At 66.3% G+C, this 17,711-nt stretch carries 14 protein-coding genes; 4 read left to right on the plus strand and 10 right to left on the minus strand.

Annotated elements, in window-relative coordinates; genetic code table 11:
* On the minus strand, window positions 1-625 hold a 625-nt coding region (locus tag GPA_RS18910; protein ID WP_049784010.1), incomplete at its 3' end, for a molecular chaperone TorD family protein.
* 211 nt (window positions 626-836) lie between these two features.
* Between GPA_RS18910 and GPA_RS04705 the strand changes: the two genes are divergently transcribed.
* Window positions 837-2,387, plus strand: coding sequence for a helix-turn-helix transcriptional regulator (locus GPA_RS04705; RefSeq protein WP_015539101.1), 1,551 nt, complete (start codon window positions 837-839; stop codon window positions 2,385-2,387).
* A gap of 63 nt (window positions 2,388-2,450) precedes the next feature.
* Here the strand turns inward: GPA_RS04705 and GPA_RS04710 are convergent, their stop codons facing one another.
* Together GPA_RS04710 and GPA_RS04715 are read right to left on the minus strand one after the other, a co-directional pair.
* Window positions 2,451-3,095, minus strand: a complete 645-nt coding sequence (locus GPA_RS04710) for a SanA/YdcF family protein (RefSeq protein ID WP_015539102.1) — start codon at window positions 3,093-3,095, stop codon at window positions 2,451-2,453.
* A 189-nt stretch (window positions 3,096-3,284) separates the two neighbouring features.
* Complete coding sequence (locus tag GPA_RS04715) at window positions 3,285-4,337, minus strand: NADH:flavin oxidoreductase (protein WP_015539103.1); 1,053 nt, start codon at window positions 4,335-4,337, stop codon at window positions 3,285-3,287.
* A 154-nt stretch (window positions 4,338-4,491) separates the two neighbouring features.
* Between GPA_RS04715 and GPA_RS04720 the strand changes: the two genes are divergently transcribed.
* Window positions 4,492-5,031: an RNA polymerase sigma factor gene (locus tag GPA_RS04720; protein WP_015539104.1), complete on the plus strand. Its 540-nt coding sequence runs from the start codon at window positions 4,492-4,494 to the stop codon at window positions 5,029-5,031.
* Window positions 5,009-5,959 (plus strand): hypothetical protein, encoded by a 951-nt coding sequence (locus GPA_RS04725; RefSeq protein WP_015539105.1) that lies wholly within the window; start codon window positions 5,009-5,011, stop codon window positions 5,957-5,959. Before GPA_RS04720 ends, GPA_RS04725 begins: the two co-directional genes overlap by 23 nt.
* A gap of 58 nt (window positions 5,960-6,017) precedes the next feature.
* Here GPA_RS04725 and leuS read toward each other — a convergent pair whose 3' ends face one another.
* The 7 genes from leuS to GPA_RS04760 all read right to left on the minus strand — a co-directional run bounded on the left by leuS (window position 6,018) and on the right by GPA_RS04760 (window position 15,399).
* Entirely contained in the window at window positions 6,018-8,591 is a 2,574-nt protein-coding gene (gene leuS, locus GPA_RS04730) for a leucine--tRNA ligase (protein WP_015539106.1), read from the minus strand.
* A gap of 216 nt (window positions 8,592-8,807) precedes the next feature.
* Window positions 8,808-9,830 (minus strand): FHA domain-containing protein, encoded by a 1,023-nt coding sequence (locus GPA_RS04735; protein ID WP_041239105.1) that lies wholly within the window; start codon window positions 9,828-9,830, stop codon window positions 8,808-8,810.
* Between the two features lie 86 nt (window positions 9,831-9,916).
* Window positions 9,917-10,552, minus strand: a complete 636-nt coding sequence (locus tag GPA_RS18915; protein WP_167536602.1) for a protein kinase domain-containing protein — start codon at window positions 10,550-10,552, stop codon at window positions 9,917-9,919.
* 800 nt (window positions 10,553-11,352) lie between these two features.
* Window positions 11,353-12,147: a peroxide stress protein YaaA gene (yaaA, locus tag GPA_RS04745; RefSeq protein WP_015539107.1), complete on the minus strand. Its 795-nt coding sequence runs from the start codon at window positions 12,145-12,147 to the stop codon at window positions 11,353-11,355.
* Between the two features lie 41 nt (window positions 12,148-12,188).
* Window positions 12,189-13,109: a thiamine pyrophosphate-dependent enzyme gene (locus tag GPA_RS04750; protein WP_015539108.1), complete on the minus strand. Its 921-nt coding sequence runs from the start codon at window positions 13,107-13,109 to the stop codon at window positions 12,189-12,191.
* Between the two features lie 2 nt (window positions 13,110-13,111).
* Entirely contained in the window at window positions 13,112-14,320 is a 1,209-nt protein-coding gene (gene porA / locus GPA_RS04755) for a pyruvate ferredoxin oxidoreductase subunit alpha (RefSeq protein WP_015539109.1), read from the minus strand.
* Entirely contained in the window at window positions 14,317-15,399 is a 1,083-nt protein-coding gene (locus GPA_RS04760) for a 2-oxoacid:acceptor oxidoreductase family protein (protein ID WP_015539110.1), read from the minus strand. The genes porA and GPA_RS04760 overlap by 4 nt, the downstream gene beginning before the upstream one ends.
* A 670-nt stretch (window positions 15,400-16,069) precedes the next feature.
* On the opposite strand from GPA_RS04760, the gene GPA_RS04765 reads away from it, so the two are divergent.
* Window positions 16,070-17,711: lipopolysaccharide biosynthesis protein (locus tag GPA_RS04765; protein WP_231847573.1), on the plus strand; the 1,642-nt coding region annotated here is incomplete at its 3' end.

Here is a 17,711-nt window from a genome sequence, read left to right on the forward strand (position 1 = left end):
AGCGGGCGGCCCCATCGGCGCTGCGGCACAGCGCGGCGTCGTAGTCGTCCAGCCAGTCCAAGTGATCGCGGGCGACGTCGGACGCCGCCTGGGCATTGCCGTTCTGCAAAAACAGGGCCAGCAGGTCGAGCGTGAGCGCCAGATGGTCGGGTGTGGCGGCGAAATGCGCGGGAACCTCTATCTGGAGCGTCGCGTACACGCTTTGCAGGTGGCGCGCCGCATCGCCCAGGTACAGGCCGCGCTGGGCGCCGAAGGCGTTGCCCGGTGCGGACGACCACGGCTTGTAGAGCGATTCCACCGGCAGCGCTGCCAGCGGCATGCCGGGAAGGAGCACCTCGTTCTGCAGCGTTGAGCGCACCTCCCACGAAGGCAGCGCGAAAGGATGCGGGAAGAGGGCGCCTCCGGCTCCGCCTGGGAACACCTCGTCGGGAAACGGGCTCGCCGCATCGTCCTCGGCCGCGCACACTGCTTTCCGGCCCGCCCCATCGAGGAGCATCGTTGCCGCATCGCGCATCTCCGGCTGCATGGCGATTTTGGATACGTCGCCGTATTCCGCTTCGGTGAGAACGGAAAACAAAGGCGCAATGAGCGATAATACGGTGACTACGTTCGAAGTCGCGTCCACGGCGGGTATCCTTTCCTCGATGCCCCCATCGTAGGCGCGAGGCGGGAAACGGTTGTCATCAATAATTGATGATTTGCCCCTTTCCCCTGCTAAACGCTTTGTTGAAAGCAACGTGCCGAAACGGGCGAAGCGAAGGCGTTACGCGCTCGTCACCTCTGCGGCACCATACGAGATAGGGGAACCGGTGTCCGTCGCACGCGATCGGCGCAGCATGCGCATGGTGTGGAAGACGATGCGCCTGCGCCATGTGGGCATGGGTTTCTTCTGGGCCTGCAGCATGCTCACGTTCCGCAGCTCCATCCTGTTATCGGGCTCCGCCAACACGCCGGAATACGAGTCGCTGGTGGTCATCGTGTCGTTCGTTGCGAACATGACCACCATGCTGGCCGTGGCCGCCTGGGTCGAGAACGACCCCGTGCGCATCGACCGCCTGCCCATCTGGCCCCTGCCCGTGCTCGTGGTCGCCGGCCTGCTGCTGGTGTTCGCCGCCGGCCGCGCAGGAGGCGGCGCGCTGCTGCCGCTGCTGTTGGGCGGGGCCGTGGTGGCGGGGGTGGGCTACGGCTTGTTCTGGGGAAGCTGGGCCGACTGCTACGGGCGCATGCATCCGGCGCGCACGTCGTTCTACCTGCCGGTGACGTTCCTGCTCACCGCTGCGTTGTTCCTGGCCGTGTCGCTCTTGAGCGAGAACCTGGGCGTGCCCGCCATCATGCTCATGCTGCCGCTGCCCTTGGCTTCGTACGCATGCCTGCTGCGATGCCGAGCGGAGCAGCCGGACGGTCGCGCCGCGCCCTCGGGCGGGACGCGCCGCTCGCTTGCCGCGCTGGGCTCGCTGCTGGGGTTGATAGTGGCCAGCCTGGTGCTCTCGTGCCTGTTCGGCTTCGTATGGGAGCTCACCGTGTTCTCGGTGGGGTCGGTGAACGAGGCGCACCTCAGCCCTCTCGTGGCCAACCTTGCGGTGGCTGCGGCGCTCGTGGGCCTCGTGCTGTACGCGCGCACGCGCATCAACCTGGACCTGGCTTACCGCATCATCGTGCCGGTGATCGTGGTGCTGTTCGCCGTGCTGCCGTTCTTCTGGGAGACGAACCCCGTGGCGCTCAACATCATCATGAGCGCCAGCTACGGCTTGTTCGACGTCATCATCTGGTCGCTCGTGGCGGCCTGTTCCTACGACTTCGCCGTGTCGGGCTACATCGTGGGCGGCATCGTGCGCTCGCTGTCCGTGCTGCTGCGCCTGGTGGGCATGGGCATCGGGTTCCTCATCACGCTCGTGCCGGGCAAGCCGTCGGCGCTCATCGTGGGCGTGTCCATCGGCGCGCTGTACGTGCTGGTCATGTTGGGGCTGTTCAACGCGCTGCGCCGCAAGCGCCGCCTGGCGGCAGGCGACGGCAAAAACCAGGGCGATGCGTACTTGGACGGGGTGGCAGTCCCGCCGCAGGTCGGAGGGGCGCCCGCCATGCCAGCCGCGACCGCTCCCGCAGCACCGGAACCGGCACCGTCACCCGCCGCACCCGAAGCCCCTACCCCGACGGCCGCCGACGATGCCGAGCAGGCCCTCTACGCCGCCATCGTCGAAGACTACGGCCTCACCCGCCGCGAGGCCGAGGTGCTGCCCTTCCTGGCCCGCGGCCGCTCCGCCAAGGTGATCGCCGAGGCCCTCTTCGTGTCCGAGAGCACCGTGCGCACCCACATCCGCCGCATATTGGAAAAGACCGACCTCCATTCGAAGCAGCAGGTCATCGACCTGATCGAGCGGTACGGGTAGCAAGGCGCCAGCACGGGCGCGCATCGCGCCCGCTGCATGCCCGCCCCGTCACCCTTCGGCGCGCTAGTCCGTCACGTCGCCCGACTGGTTCAGGCTGATGGGATCGCCCACGAAGGTCGAGGGGGCCTTGAACAGCGTCTTGAAGAAGTCCTTCGTGCGCGCGGGGATCTCGCGCAGGTCGTACTGGGTCTGCTTGCTGTAGGCGTGGTAGTCGCTCGGCACGCCCAGGGCCTCGACGCCCAGACCCTGGGCGGAGTAGAGGGCCCGGTACAGATGGTAGGTCTGCGTGGCCACCACGATGCGCTCGGCACCGAACACGTGCTTGGCGCGGTACATGCTCTCGTAAGTGGAGAAGCCCGCATGGTCGCAGAAGATATCCTCGCTGGGGACGCCTTGGGCGATGGCGTAGTCCTTCATGGCCTTCACCTCGTTGTACGACACCGTGGAGTTGTCGCCGCTCATGATCATCTTGGGCGCGGCGCCCGCACGGTACAGCGCGATGCCGTCGTCCAGGCGGTCCTGGAGGATGCCCGACGGCGTGCCGTCGGCGAACACGGAGGCGCCCAGCACCACGATGGCATCGGCACCGAAAGCCGCGGCCGTCTCGGTGTCGACGATGGCGTCCTTCGTCGTGGCAACCGTGGCGAGGTTCGTTCCCGCCACGACCAACGCCGCAACGACCGCGCACCCGACCACGAACCCGACCATACGCCTCAACCATCCATGTTTCTTGTTACGTGTCATAAGGTTTGATGATAGCAAACGCACGCAAGCGGCAGGCTGCCGCAACACGGCCGCCATCGAATCTCACGGACTTGTCCACAAACAACGGTTGAACCGATGCCTCGATGCCGGCAAGAACGCTCTGCGGCGCCCGGCCGCTCCTCGCGCAGCCAGCTAGCGCAGCACGCACCGGTGGCCCGGCGTGGCGCTGCAGCCGTTGCACGAGACGCAGCGCGGAACCGCCTGCGGGTCGGCCGCCCAGCGTTTCGGGAGGTCGGGCTCGCAGATGAGGGGACGGCACAGACCGAATCCGGCAATGCCCTCGTCGGCCAAGCGCTCCATCGCGTCGACGCGGCGGTTGCCGCCCGTGAGGATCACCGGCACCGGCACGGCCCGCGCCAGCCGCCGCGCGTAGGCGGCGAAGAACGGCTCGCCGGCGAAATCGCGCGCGCGGCAGGCACGCCACGGACCGCTCACCTCGATGGCCGAAACGCCGGCTTCCACCAGCAGCTGCGCCGCCTCCAGGCTGTCGTCCTCGGTCAGGCCGCCCTCCACGCCGTCCGAGCTGTTCAGCTTCACGAGCACGGGATATTCCGCGCCTGCCTCCCGCCGGATGGCCGCAAGCGCCTCCACGACGATGCGCGCGCGGTTCTCAACAGGGCCGCCGTACTCGTCCGTCCGGCGGTTGAGCTGCGGGTTCAGGAACTGGCTCAGCAGGTAGCCGTGGGCGGCATGCAGCTCCACCCCGTCGAACCCCGCGTCGCGCGCACGACGGGCTGCCGCGGCGAACGACTCCACGAGCAGGCGGATGTCGCCCCTCGAGGCCTCGACGGGGACGATGCCCGTCTTGGGGTTGGGCACCGCCGACGGACCCAGGATGCGCGCGCTCGGGGGATCGAGCTTCGTTGCGGAGCCTCCGTACACGATCTGCGAGACGACGCGCGCGTCGTAGGAATGGAGGCGTTCCACCAGCTTGCGGTACTCGGGCACGAACGAGTCGTCGTAGATTCCCAGCATGCGCGGGTTCGGCTGCTCGTCGGGCGTCACGTACGCGTACCCCAAGATGACGGTGCCCGCCCCGCCGGCCGCCAGCTCCTCGCAAACCGCCGCCAGCTCCGGCGTGAGGTGCCCGTCGTCGGTGGCCAGCCCCTCGTAGGTTGCCGCCCTCACGAGTCGGTTTTTCGCTCGCAGGCTCCCGATGCGCATCTCCTCGAACAGCGTGCCCATGATGCCCTCCTTCGCTTCGCCACTTTGCCGCTATGATAGCGCATCGCCTCAAAGGATCGTCGCATGTTTGGGCCGAACCATTGCAGCAAGCAGCCATGAACTTCACCCTGCGGGAACATTCCGTTCGCCTGCCGCATGTTATGGTGCAGAGAGGATGATGTCCATGAACGAACATAACCGCCCGGAAGCGTTCCTCGAGCGCGCCATGGCCCAATGGGGCTCGATGGTGTACCGTCTCGCGCTTAACCAGATGCGCTCACCGCAGGACGCGGACGACGTCGCCCAAGACGTGTTCTTGCGCCTGCACAAGGATCGCACTACCTTCAAAGACAGCGAGCACCTGAAGGCGTGGCTCATCCGCACCGCTATCAACCGCTGCAACGAGCTACGCCGCTCAGCGTGGGCACGCCGCGTTGTTCCGACTGCGGACGCCGATCTCGAACGGGCGATGAAGGGCTCGTCGCCCGCAGCACGCCTCGTGGAAAGCGAAGTGTGGGACGCCGTAGGCCGCCTGCCGGCGAACATGCGGCTTATCGTACACCTGCATTACTTCGAAGGGTACCCACTCGACGAGATTGCTCGGATGCTGCGTTGCAATCCCGCCACGGTGAGAACCCGTCTACACCGCGCTCGCAAGCGCTTGAAGCTCGACCTGGAAGAGGAGGCCCGACATGACGTCGCCGAACCTGCATGAGTACAACGATTTGATGGGATGCGTGGAGCTGCCCGACCATGTGCGCGAAGCGGTGCTGCGCGAGGCGCGAACCACGAAGGCGGCGGGCGTATCCGCACCCCGGCGGCGATGGGGGCGCGCGATCGTCGCCGGGGGATGCGCGGTAGCTTTGGCCGTCGCCTTGGCAGTTGGGCTGAACGCCGCAGGGCTTCTTGCGAGCACGCCCGAACCCGCCCCGGAAGGTTCGGCAGCGAGCGTCTCTACGAACAGGAACTTCTTCGCGCTCGCCGCCTACGCGGCGGAGAACCCCGAGCAGGAACCCGGCAAAACCGTGGAGCTGAGCTTGGGCGCTTTCCGTCCCGGCAGCGCGAGCGGAGACGGCCTGGGCCAGATAATCGCCGGCTTCGACTTCGACATAACCTGCACAGGCGACCACATCGCCTCGATAACCTACGAGCTGGAAGGCGACGGCCTTTTCTTCGAGTGGTACGACGAGGAGCAGTTCCTCCGGGCGCACGGCGTGTACGGTGAAGACGACCCCGCCGTGGAGGAGGGCTACACAATAGAGGACGGCACCGCGTTCTCCGTGGACTACGACGAGCAGGACCTCGACGAGCGCCGCGTCAACTGCAGCGTGTTTGTGCCCGTGCAGCTTGAGGGAGAGCTGCTGGAATTGGACGGACAGATGTACTCGCTCGGCGAGAACTACGAGGAAATCGAGCGGCTGAGCAACCGGTTCTGGGCCATGGCCTTCTCCCAAGCCGCCGACAATCTTGCACGGTCGACGTTCAAAATGACGGCCACGTTCGAGGATGGCACCACGCAGACGAAGTCCTACGTCATCGCGCCGGTGGCCGACTTCGAGGAGCTCTACCGCGACCACCGCGAGAGCCGGGGCGAATCCGACCTTCCCGCGCTGTTCACCATCACCGAAAGCGTCGCCGCATAACGAAAACGGCCTGCGATCTTCTGATCGCAGGCCGTTTAGGCTCTTTCTGCGCGTCGCCTTACTTCGCCACGATGTTCACCAGGCGGCCGGGGACGAAGACGACCTTCTTCACGTCCTTGCCTGCGAGCGCGGCTTCCACGGCGGCGAGGCCGGCGGCCTTCACGTCGTCCTCGGGCGCGTCGGCGGCCACCGTGATCTTGGCCTTCACCTTGCCGTTCACCTGCACGGCCAGCTCCACCTCGTCGGCCTTGGCCTGCTCGGGGTCGAACTCGGGCCACGGCTGCGTGTGCACGGAGCCCTCGCGGCCCAGCACCGCGCTCCACAGCTCCTCGGCCCAGTGCGGGGCGATGGGGGCCATGAGCTTCACGATGACCTCGGCCACCTCCGGGTCGATAGCGCGGGAACCCTCGCAGGCCGCACGCTCCTCGGGCGAGCACTTGCGCAGGTAGTCGGCCGCCGCGTTGCACAGCTCCATGATGGCGGCGATGGCGGTGTTGAAGTTGTTGCGGTCGAAGTCGTCGACCACCTTGCCCGCCACGCGGTGCCGCTCGCGCACGAGGGTCTTGAGCGCCTCGACGCCCTCGGCCTCGCTCGCGCCCGGCTGGTAGAGCGTCTCGTCGCCGGCCTGGCCCACCAGGTCGCACACGATGCGCCACGCGCGGTTCATGAACTTGTAGATGCCGGCCAAGCCGCCCTCGTCCCACAGCAGATCCTTGTCGGGCGGGGCCATGAACAGGATGTACGCGCGCACGGCGTCCGCGCCGTACTCGGCGATCATGTCCTCGGGAGCGATGACGTTGCCCTTCGACTTGCTCATGGTCTCGCCGTGCTCGTCCTTCACCATGCCCTGGCACAGCAGGTTCGCGAACGGCTCGTCGAAGTCGACCATTCCCAGGTCGCGCAGCACCTTCGTGAAGAAGCGACTGTACAGCAAGTGCAGGATGGCGTGCTCGATGCCGCCTATGTACTGGTCCACCGGCAGCCAACGGTTCGCCTTCTCGGGCGCGAACGGCAGCTCGTCGTTGTGCGGGTCGGTGTAGCGCAGGTAGTACCAGCTGGAGCACGTGAACGTGTCCATGGTGTCCGTCTCGCGCTTGGCCGGGCCGCCGCACACAGGGCACGTGGTGTTCACGAACGCCTCGTGCGTGGCCAGCGTCTCGCCGGCGGCCAGGTCGATGTCCTCGGGCAGGCGCACCGGCAGGTCGCTTTCCGGCACGGGCACCAGGCCGCACTCCGGGCAGTGGACGGCCGGAATGGGGTTGCCCCAGTAGCGCTGGCGGCTGATGAGCCAGTCGCGCAGGCGGAACTCCACCTTCGTGCGGCCGAGGCCCTGCGCCTCGAGGTCGGCGATGATGGCGTCCACAGCCGGGCTGTGCTTGCCGCCTGTCATGCCGGTGTACTTGCCGGACTGCACGAGGACGCCCTCGGCGTCGTAGGCGGCCTCCCAGTCGACGCTCGTCACGCGGCGCTCCTGCACGCCATCGAGCTGCGGGAACAGCGGATCGTCCTCGCCGAGGATGATCGGGATGATGGGCAGGTCGTACTTGCGCGCGAACTCGAAGTCGCGCTGGTCGCCGCAGGGCACGGCCATGACCGCGCCGGTGCCGTAGTCGCTCACGATGTAGTCGGCCACCCACACGGGCACCTTCTCGCCGTTGACGGGGTTCACCATGTAACGGCCGGTGAACGCGCCGTGCTTCTCGCGGTCGCCCTGGGCGCGCTCCACGGCGCTCACCTTGGCGGCCTGCTCCACCACCTCGCGCACGCCGGCCTCGTACTCGGTGCCGGCCACGAGGTCCATGAGGCCCTTGTACTCGGGCGCCAACAGGAAGAACGAGCAGCCGAACAGCGTGTCGGGGCGCGTGGTGAACACGGTGATGAGGTCGTCCTCGGTGGGCTCCGCCGGCGCCTCGCCGTCCGGGCCGCACAGCGTGAAGGTGACCTCCGCGCCCTCGGAGCGGCCGATCCAGTTGGCCTGCATCTGCTTGACGCGCTCAGGCCAGCCGTCCAGCTGGTCCAGGTCGTCCAAGAGCTCCTGGGCGTAGTCGGTGATCTTGAGGTACCACTGCGTGAGGTCGCGCTTCTCCACCGCGCCATGGCAGCGCCAGCACGTCCCCTCCGTCACCTGCTCGTTCGCGAGCACGGTCTCGCAGTTGGGACACCAGTTCACGGGGCTGTTGCGGCGCTCCACCAGGCCCTTCTTCCACATCTGCAGGAAGATCCACTGGCCCCAGCGGTAGTACTCGGGGTCGCACGCCACCACGGTGCGGTCCCAGTCGTAGCTGAAGCCCATGCGCTTGAACGACGCCTTCTGCGTGTCGATGTTCTCATAGGTCCACTTCGCCGGATGGCTGTGGTGCTTGATGGCCGCGTTCTCCGCCGGCAGGCCGAACGCGTCCCAGCCCATGGGGTGCAGCACGTCGAAGCCGCGCATCTTGGAGTAGCGCGCGATGACGTCGCCGATGGTGTAGTTGCGCACGTGCCCCATGTGGATGTCGCCCGAGGGGTACGGGAACATCTCGAGCACGTAACGCTTCGGCTTAGAGGGGTCCTCGGTCACTTTGTACAGGTCGGCGTCGGCCCACGCCTTCTGCCAGCGGGGCTCGATCTCATGCGGGTTGTAAGGTTTCATGGCTGCTTTCCTCGTCAGGTCCTCGCCCGCCGGGCAGGTGCCGCAGCAGGGCGATGCCGCCCACGCGCGTCCGCGCGGAGGGCCTCAGATTCGCGAATGCTCCCATTATAGTGATTTTCCCCTGCACCGGGGGTTCTCCATGCAAATTCGAGCCGATCAGGCAGATCAAAGTCCCGCGGCACCAGGGTCTTGGCTGCGAGTCCGCAGGAACCCCGATCAGCGCCGCGCGTGGCAGCCGTCGACGAGCAGGCCTCCGAACCAGTACGAGGACGCACCGGCCAGCACAAGGCGGTCGCCGAACGCGAGCTCGAACGACCCGGCACCGTCGCGAGCGCTGTCGTACACAACATGACCCTCGCGCAGCACGCGGCTCCCATGGACCGAGCCTTGGTCCTCCAGAAGCCATCGTCCACCCTCTCCGACGATACGGCAATGCCGGCGAGAAACGCAGGGGTTCGTCTCGATGATGTCGCAATCGGTGTAACGGCCGATGGAGAACGGATGGGCTGACACGACGGTCCACCAGTTGTCCAAGGCGTCCGGCTCGTCGCTTGCGTACTTGACAAGGCAGGCGCAGTCTTCGCGCCGAGCAACCCGATTCGGATCGTCGTTATTGCCCTCTGGAATGGTGAGGGGCGTCTCGTCGGCCAGCTCGCACATGAAGCGCTCGTCCAAATAACCGAACGTCATGAGGTGGAAGTACGAGGACGCAAGCACGGCCAGCAGATCTTCGCTGCGCGCAGCAGGCTGCTTTCCGCACCAGGCGAACAGCGAGCTCATCTCGTTTGCAATGCGATCGAGGCGCAACTCCACACGCCCATCCTCGCGTTCGTGCTCCAACCCACGCTGCACGTCGTTCCACAAGGGGCCGCAGAAGTAAAAGACAAGGTCTTCGATATTGCAGTCGGCGCCATCGCAGAGGTCGGCGCACAGCAGCCGCGCCGCGTCGTCGAACACCTGCGGGTTCCTCTCGTAGCTGGCGCGGAAGTCCTCCACGTAGCGTCGCGAGTGGACGAGTCGCGACAGCACCGCTGCCGTGCGCTTCCTGATGGTGGGATTGTCGTGGTTGATGTAGTGGCCGTTCGTCCCAAGGTAGGAATAGAGGACCTTGTGGTTCACCCGGCCGCGCGAGAGCGATCGGATATGCTCGGCAAAATAGTACAACGCCGTGTGCCATCCCCGATCCTCGCCCGACACGTCGAATGACCGCGTCTGTTCGGTGTTCGTCGTCAGCCGCACCTTGTCCCCTTTATCTCAACTGCTTTGTCAAGCATACGTTTGCACCGGTAAATCGTTATTAGGTTATTCGTCTTGGCGAGGTCGGCCTATTGCGCAACACTTTTGCTTGGCTCATCGGGCGGTAAATCAAGCAGGGGAGGGTATGCCGACACGGGCGTGGGAAGCGGCGCGGCGGAGGCGGCAAGGGAGCAAGACGCGTTGGAACCAGCATAAAGAGCCGCTAACCGACCTACCTGCTCGATCAGTTCGGACGAGCTCGGGCGCAGGCCAGGATCGAGCGAAACGCACGACCGAACCAGCTGGCGCACATCACCGGGCAGACGGGGATCGACGCGCAGACCGCCTCCCCCGCGAAAGTAAGCCTTCCAGAAAGAGAGGTCGTCGCGCAGGCGCGGCGGAAAAGGGTACGGCCAGCGGCCTGTGAGCACCTCATGCGCCACGATGCCGAAAGAGAACACGTCCAGGTTCTCGTTCTCCCATCCGGGCGTGCGCATGATGCCCTCCGGAGCCGTGTAGCCATATGAGCCGCAGGGCACGGCATCTGTCGGCTCGCCCAGAAAGAAAGCCGTATCGAGGTCGATGACGGTAGCCCGCTCGACAGGGGAGGTCGCCATGATGATGTTCGAGGGCTTCAGGTCTTGATGGATGAGGACGGTGCCGGAAACCCCGCCGCAGCGTCCCAGGTCGCGCAGGTCGATTGCCACTGCGAGCAGCAGCGACAACGAGTCCGCCAGCAGAAGCGGCCGACGCTCGCGAGTGCGTTGCGCTATAACGCGGGAAAGGGGAATGCCTTCGGCCCAAGCAGACACCAAGTAGAGCCACTTCCCGTGCGAAGGGCGCAAACGCGAGTCGTGAAGCATCCCGGTCGCCGCGAAGCGTGCGCTGAAGGCCGGCACCCCGCTCCCCTCCGCGTTGCCGTCGGCGGCTCCTCCCTTCGCCGCGCGCCTGCTCGCTACCGCACAGGACCTTCTCCCCCCTGCCAAGCCCTCACGAGAGCCTGCAACCAACCGTGCGAGCAGGTTTCTCTGATGCTCCAAGTAGCGGCCGTCCGCACACAGCGTTTTCAGGCAGTAGGCACGGTTCTGAAGCACGTCCGAGAAACGGCATACGTGCACGCTTGAACGGCTGTTTCTCGACACAAGCTCGATCGACAGGAAAGGCTGGGGCGCTGCGGAGGAGTCGAGATGATGTGCAGAATGGACATGCATACCCACCCTCCATTTCGCCGACGCGCCATCAGCTGTCAAGACGCGCGCTCCGTACGGGACCCTCACGCAGGCTCGCTTCAAGCAAGGGACGCCAACGCAGGCGGTTGCACGCGAACCGCTTTAGTTGCTCTGGAGTTATGGCCGATCATGCGGGCCGTTTAGTTTACGGGAGCCTCCCTTTATCGCACTATAGCCTGTTGAGGCGCATGCGCGGGTTGCGCAACTTTGCAGAAGGTCGCTGCCGACACGGGCGAAGGATCCAAATGGAATCGTTCGGAAACACTCCCGGCGAGATGAAGTTCTCTAGGAACCGCCTAACGAAGCCGTGGCAGGGTCCCGCAAGCTCGACCCTGCACGAACACGAGGCAGTCGTCGGTGGAACGGGCCTCGTCGTAGACGTGGCCGAGCTGGTCGAAGGCGCACAAGCCCTCGGGATGCTGGACGTTGTGCTCGGCGCACCAGCGCACCATGGAGCCGCGGGCGGCCTTCGCGGCGGTGGCGCGCTGTTTGAGACGACCTTGTGCGTCGATCGTGCCGAACAAGCAGGTGACGATGCGCGGCGCCCGCATACCCGCCGCCTTAGCGTGCGGGAGGACGGCCTTGGCGTATTCGACGGATGCAAGGTTCACGATGACGTCGGTTTCATCGGCAAGCGTGCGGTAGAGGCGGTCGCCCCAGAAGGCGTAGAGGTCGGGCGCGTCGCCCGCGGCTAGCTTCGCCTGCATTTCCAGGCGGTACGGCACCACGCCGTCAAGGGGGCGCAGCACGCCGTAGAAGCCCGAGAGGATGCGCAGGTGCTCCTGCACGTAGGCCAGCTGCGCCTCGTCCATGACGCGCAGCGCCAGGTGCTGGTACTGGATGCCCTCGTAGGCAACCACCGCCGGCGTCAGCGCGCCCTCGGCCCGCAGGTCCATGGTACGTACCCGCTCGAAGTTGAGCTCCGCCAGCGCGTCGCTGCATCCCCAGAGCTCCTTCGCCTGGTCGTACGACAGCGCGCGCAACGCGCCGAGCAACCGCTCCGCATCGTCGATGAACTGCGGCAGGCTGCGGCACGCAAAGGAGTCATCGACGACGCTCATCTTCTTGGCCGGCGAAACGATGAAGCGCATGGCCCCTCCCCCTTCGTTGTTTCCGCTGCACGACCCGGATGTCAGCCGCGCCATTCCCTGCGCATGACCTCCCATTTCGCGTCTCGGCCCTGCTCGACGGCGGCAACCTCGTCGTCCGAAAACGCGCGGAAGCGGCCTTGGCGGCGCAGGTAGGCCGGAACGCTGGCGAACTGCTTCGGGTCGCGATTCAGACGGAAGCGGCCGCCGGGCTGGCCGGACACCCGCTCGCCCTCGTACTCGGCGAGGTACCAGAGCCCCGTATCCACGATGTCCTTCGCGATGTCCACGGTTTCGTCCACGCCGCAGCCCCAGCCGGTGGGGCACGGGGCGATCACGTGGATGTAGCGCGTGCCGTGCACGTCGCGCGCCCGCTCCACCTTGCGGATGAAGTCGTTCAGGTAGCCGACGCTCGCCGTGGCGGCGTAGGGGATGCCGTGCGCGGCCACGATCTCGAACAGGTTCTTCTTCTGCGTGAGGCAGCCGTGCACGTTGCTGCCGGCCGGCGTGGTGGTGGTCTTGGCGCCGAACGGGGTGAGCGAGCTCTTCTGGATGCCCGTGTTCATGTACGCCTCGTTGTCGTAGCAGATGTAGAGCACGTCGTCGTTGCGGTCGATGGCGCCCGAGAGCGCCTGCAGCCCGATGTCGGCCGTGCCGCCGTCGCCGGCGAAGCCCACCACCGTGCAGTCGTCGGGCTTCTTGCCCTGCGCGCGCAGGCCAGCCTCGATGCCGGTGAGCACGCTGGCCGTGGCGGCGAAGGGCGTGATCATGGCGTTGTTGGCGAAGGCGAGCTGCGGGAAGTTGAACCCGACGGCGCTCATGCAGCCCGCGGGCAGCGCGGCCACGGCGTTCGGCCCCAGCACCTTGAGTGCGGCGCGCAGGGCGAGCGACCCGCCGCAGCCCGCACACGCCTTGTGCCCGAAGAACAGCTCGTCGTCGATCATGTTCTTGACGTTGACGACCATGGCTATCGACCTCCTTCCGAGACGGCGTCCGCTGGCGAGTCGATCCCCAAGAACGACACGTGCGGCAGGTCGAGCGTGCCGTCAGCCGCCTGCGCGAGCGCGCGGAACATGCCTTCCACCTGCGCTTCCGAGATGTCGTCGCCGCCGAGGCCGCCGATGAAGTTGTACGTGGGAACGCGTGCGCCTGCCTGCTGCAGCGCCGAGTTCACGTTGGTGTACACCGTGCCCTCCGCGCCGAACGAGACGTCCTTCTCCAGCACGCCCACGGCCTTCGCGCCTGCAAGCGCGGTGGCCACGAGCACGCTCGGCATCGGGCGCAAGTAGCGGATGCGCAGCATGCCGGCGCGCACGCCCTGGGCGCGCAGCCTCTCCACCACGCCGCGCACGAGGCCTGCCACCGAACCGAGCGTCACCAGCACCACGTCGGCATCGTCGCAGGCCACGCACTCGATCATGCCGGAATAGCGCCGCCCGAACACCTCGGCGAAGCGCGCCTCCGCCTCCTTGATGGCGCGCGGCGCGGCCTCGAGCATGTCGCGATGCTCCCAGTACTTGAAGTAGCGATCGTAGTCCGGTCCCGCCGAGAAGCCGATGCTCACCGGGTTCTCGAAGTCGAAGCTGTTGCCCGCGCCGTCGTAGGGCGGCAGGAACGCGTCGGCCTGCTCGGGCGTGGGAACGTCCACCGTCTCGTAGGTGTGCGTGAGCGCGAAGCCGTCCAGGTTCACCATCACCGGCGTGCGCACGGCGGGGTCCTCGGCCACGGCGTAGGCCATGAGGGCCAGGTCGAGCGCCTCCTGGTTGTTCTCGGCGTACACCTGGATCCAGCCGTGATCGAGCAGCGAGAGAGAGTCGCGCTGGTCGCCGTAGATGTTCCACGGCAGGGCGGTCGCGCGGTTCGCGTTCATCATGACGATGGGGAAGCGGCCGCCCGACGCGTAGGTCAGGCACTCGGCCATGTACAGCAGGCCCTGGCTCGACGTGGCCGTGAACGTGCGCGCGCCCGTGGCCGACGCGCCGATGGCGCACGAGAGCGCCGAGTGCTCGGACTCCACATGCACGTACTCGGCGGCGAGCGAGCCGTCCTCCACCATCTCGCTCAGGCGCTCCACCACCACCGTCTGCGGCGTGATGGGATACGCGGAGATGACCTGCGGGCGCGCCAGCCGCACGCCCTCGGCGAGGGCCTCGTCGCCGGAAAGGAACCGCTTCATCGGGCATCCGCCTCGCTTTCGGGGATCATCGTGATGGCGCCGAACCTGCACGCCTTCGCGCACACGCCGCACCCCTTGCAGAAGTCGTAATCGATCTCGATTCCGCCGTTCTGACGAACGGCGGAACGACCCGACGCTGCGGCTTCGTGTGGCACTCCATCTTGCAGCTCCAAGCTTTCCTCACGTGCAGAAGCACGCTTCGGAAAGCTTTCGCTGCAATCTGAAGCGCCACACGAACCCTCGTTGACCGCATCTGACCTGCTTGTTTTATAAACCGCCCCATCCGGGCAGTAGAGGTAGCACTGAAGGCAGCCGGTGCAGACGGCGGCGTCGATCACAGGGCGGATGTTGCGCCAGCCCGCGTTCTTCACCGTGAGGTAGCCGCCTTCGAAGCACGTGGAATGCGCGAACTCGGCAGGGTCGAGCGCGCCGGAGCGCAGCGTGGGGATGCGGGATGCGGGACGCTGGGGCGCCGTCGCGGTATTTTCCGCCGACGCCACAGGGGACCCTTCGGCTTGCTCCACCCGCTCAGGACGACGAGCCGACCCGCCTTCGTCGCGACGGGAGACGGCCTCCCTCGCCGCCTGCACGATCTCGATGTTCTTCGCATGCAGCTTCGCAGGCATATATTGACGGACGGCCTCCTCCACGTCGGCCAACTCCACCCGGTCGCAGAGCGCCGCCAGCGCACCCAGGAACACCGTGTTGGGGATAGGCCGACCGAGGACGGCGGTCGAGATGCCGTCGGCGTCAAGCGCCACGATGCGCGGGTCGTCGAACGTGCGCGTGCTGTTCGCCAGCACCAGCCCGCCGGGCTTAAGCTCGCACTCCCACCCGTCGCCGAGCAGCGTGTCGTCCAAGTACACCACGTAGTCAGCCTGCGCAACGGCGCTGCGGTCGCCGATGGGCACGTCGTCCATCTTGGTGAACGCGCGCATGGGCGCGCCACGCCGCTCGGGCCCGAACGAGGGAAACGCCAGCGCGTGCCTCCCGTCGGCCATCGACGCCGCCGCACCCAGCAGCCGCGCCGCTGTGAACGCACCCTGCCCACCGCGGCCGTGCCAGAGTACCTCGATCATGCCTTCTCCCGTTCTCTGCTTGCATATGATCGTGCCAGTATAGCGCGGCCGCCGCGTCTAAGCAGCAACACGCCCGTCCGCCTGCCCCAATATTCAGCAAGTGGGTATCTGCCCGCTCATCGACCTGCTGTCGGGCGACGCGTCCGCCTTCGCGCACCTACCGGCCCGCCCCCAGCACCGCCCCACCTCGCCGTTTGCTGCCGCCATGAGTCATAGAGGCACGGCCGTGCGCGAAGAGCTCCACAAGGGGGCGACTTCGCACGTGCCGCGTTCCGCGCGCCACCACCACCCGATGGGGGCGCTCCACGGGAAATGACGCTTTTCCGGCTGTCTGTGCCAAAAAACGACCGGTTTGGCAATCCTGGCATCGGGTTCTTTTCTACAGCGCGATACTCGACCAGGCGAAATGCTGCGACTCGCCTTGTGCTGGGCGCTGTTTGCTGCAAAAGCGATTGCCAAACCGGTTATTTTCTGACATCTCTCGGGGAAAAACGCTGCACCCCACCGCCGCATCCCGCAGCATCGCGCCTCTCCCCGCTCCTTCCCAGCACCGCCCCACCTCGCCGTTTGCTGCTGCTATGAATCTTAGAGGCGCGGCCGTGCGCGAACTATATAATGCTCGAAGAGAGATCGGACGAAGAGGCATGCGAAGGAGTTGGCGAACACCGTGATGGACCGCCCCGCGTACGGCAGGAAACGCCCGACAACGAGCCAGCCGCCCGTCGATTCAGGCGAGACTGCAAACGTCGTGCCGGCATCCGGCGAGGACGTCGCGCGCGGCAAGCACGGCCGGCCTTCGACGGAGGCCGTCGCGAAGGGCGATCACGCCCGAACGCGCAACAATGCATCGCTCGGCGAGAGCGGCCGCGACCAAACCGGACGGGGAGCCCGCGACGCCAAGGCGCGCAAGCCCCGCAAGCCCAACTTCGTCACGCGCACGGTGAACCACTGGTGCAACCGGCTGCTCGGTGCCGTGTCGGAGCGCTCGCTGGCCGCCCAGGAGGAGCAGTACGCCGCGCACCGCACCACACGCGACTACGTGTGGAACTCCCTGGGCATCGGCGCATGGGGCATGGTGTTCCCCGTGCTCACCGTGGTGGTCACGCAGCTGGTGGGCGTGGAGCAGGCCGGCATGTTCTCCATGGCGTTCGTCACGGGCATGCTGCTCATGTTCCTGGCCAACTACGGCGTGCGCACCTACCAGGTGTCGGACCTTGACGAGGCGCACTCTTTCTCGGACTACCAGCTGAACCGCTGGATAACCTGCGCCCTCATGGTGGCAGTAGGCGTGGCGTACTGCTCGATACGCGGGTACGCGCAGGACATGTTCACCATCAGCCTGGGCGTATACGTGTACAAGATGGTGGACGGCCTGGCCGACGTGTACGAAGGGCGGCTGCAGCAGGTGGACAAGCTGTACCTGGCCGGCGCCTCGCAGGCGTTCCGCTCGGTCGTCGTGCTCGTGGCGTTCTCTCTCTGCCTGCTCATCACCCGCAACCTGCCGGTGGCGTGCATCGTCATGGCCGTGGCCGCGGCCCTGTCGTTCGTGGTGCTCACGTTCCCTCTGGCCCTGTTCGAAACGCCGAAATCGCGCCGCGTGAGCCCCTCCAGCGTCGCGCGGCTGTTCAAGCAGTGCTTCCCCCTGTTTTTGGCGCTGTTTCTGTACGCGCTCATCGACAACATGCCGAAGTTCGTCATGGAGGGCGTGCTCTCCTACGACAACCAGCTGTACTTCAACGCGCTGTACTTTCCGGCGCAGGGCATATTGCTGACTATCGGGCTCATTTACAAGCCGCTCCTCGTGCGCATGGCCGAGGCGTGGAGCGACCCCGAGAAGCGGCGGAAGTTCGACCTGATCATCGTCCTTATCATGGTGATCATCGTGGCTTACACGGGAGCGACGGCCCTTGTCATGGGATGGATCGGCATTCCCGTCATGAGCTTCTTGTACGGGCTGGACTTCGAGCAGTTCCGCGGCCTTCCGTTCATCATGATCGCCGCGGGCGGCGTGACGGCGGCCATCGACTTCCTGTACCAGGTGATCACCGTTCTGCGGCGACAGCGCGCCGTGACGAAGCTCTACATCATCACGTTCGGGTTCTCGCTGTTCGTGCCCTTGCTGCTGGTGAACTTCACCGGGCTGCCGGGCGCGGTTATCGGCTACCTCATTGTGATGTGCATCCTGCTGGTGCTGCTGGTGAGCGAGTACGTGAGCATCCGCTTGGGCTTCTCCAAGGAAACGGAGACCGAGGGCAGCGCCATCGCCCCCAGCCCGAGCGCGCACGGGCGCTCCACCACCGCGCGCGCCGCCG

Source organism: Gordonibacter pamelaeae 7-10-1-b (assembly GCF_000210055.1).
GTDB classification, from domain to species: Bacteria; Actinomycetota; Coriobacteriia; order Coriobacteriales; family Eggerthellaceae; genus Gordonibacter; species Gordonibacter pamelaeae.

Excerpts from the sequence above, each read along its gene's own strand:
- GPA_RS04715 (WP_015539103.1), bottom strand. The coding sequence starts at position 4,337 with ATGGGCACGCTGTTCGAGGAGATGCGCATCGGGAGCCTGCGAGCGAAA.
- leuS (WP_015539106.1), bottom strand. The coding sequence starts at position 8,591 with ATGAAACCTTACAACCCGCATGAGATCGAGCCCCGCTGGCAGAAGGCG.
- GPA_RS04710 (WP_015539102.1), bottom strand. The coding sequence starts at position 3,095 with ATGGTCGGGTTCGTGGTCGGGTGCGCGGTCGTTGCGGCGTTGGTCGTG.
- GPA_RS04725 (WP_015539105.1), top strand. The coding sequence starts at position 5,009 with ATGACGTCGCCGAACCTGCATGAGTACAACGATTTGATGGGATGCGTG.
- GPA_RS04750 (WP_015539108.1), bottom strand. The coding sequence starts at position 13,109 with ATGGTCGTCAACGTCAAGAACATGATCGACGACGAGCTGTTCTTCGGG.
- GPA_RS04760 (WP_015539110.1), bottom strand. The coding sequence starts at position 15,399 with ATGATCGAGGTACTCTGGCACGGCCGCGGTGGGCAGGGTGCGTTCACA.
- GPA_RS04720 (WP_015539104.1), top strand. The coding sequence starts at position 4,492 with ATGATGTCCATGAACGAACATAACCGCCCGGAAGCGTTCCTCGAGCGC.
- GPA_RS04705 (WP_015539101.1), top strand. The coding sequence starts at position 837 with ATGCGCATGGTGTGGAAGACGATGCGCCTGCGCCATGTGGGCATGGGT.
- porA (WP_015539109.1), bottom strand. The coding sequence starts at position 14,320 with ATGAAGCGGTTCCTTTCCGGCGACGAGGCCCTCGCCGAGGGCGTGCGG.
- yaaA (WP_015539107.1), bottom strand. The coding sequence starts at position 12,147 with ATGCGCTTCATCGTTTCGCCGGCCAAGAAGATGAGCGTCGTCGATGAC.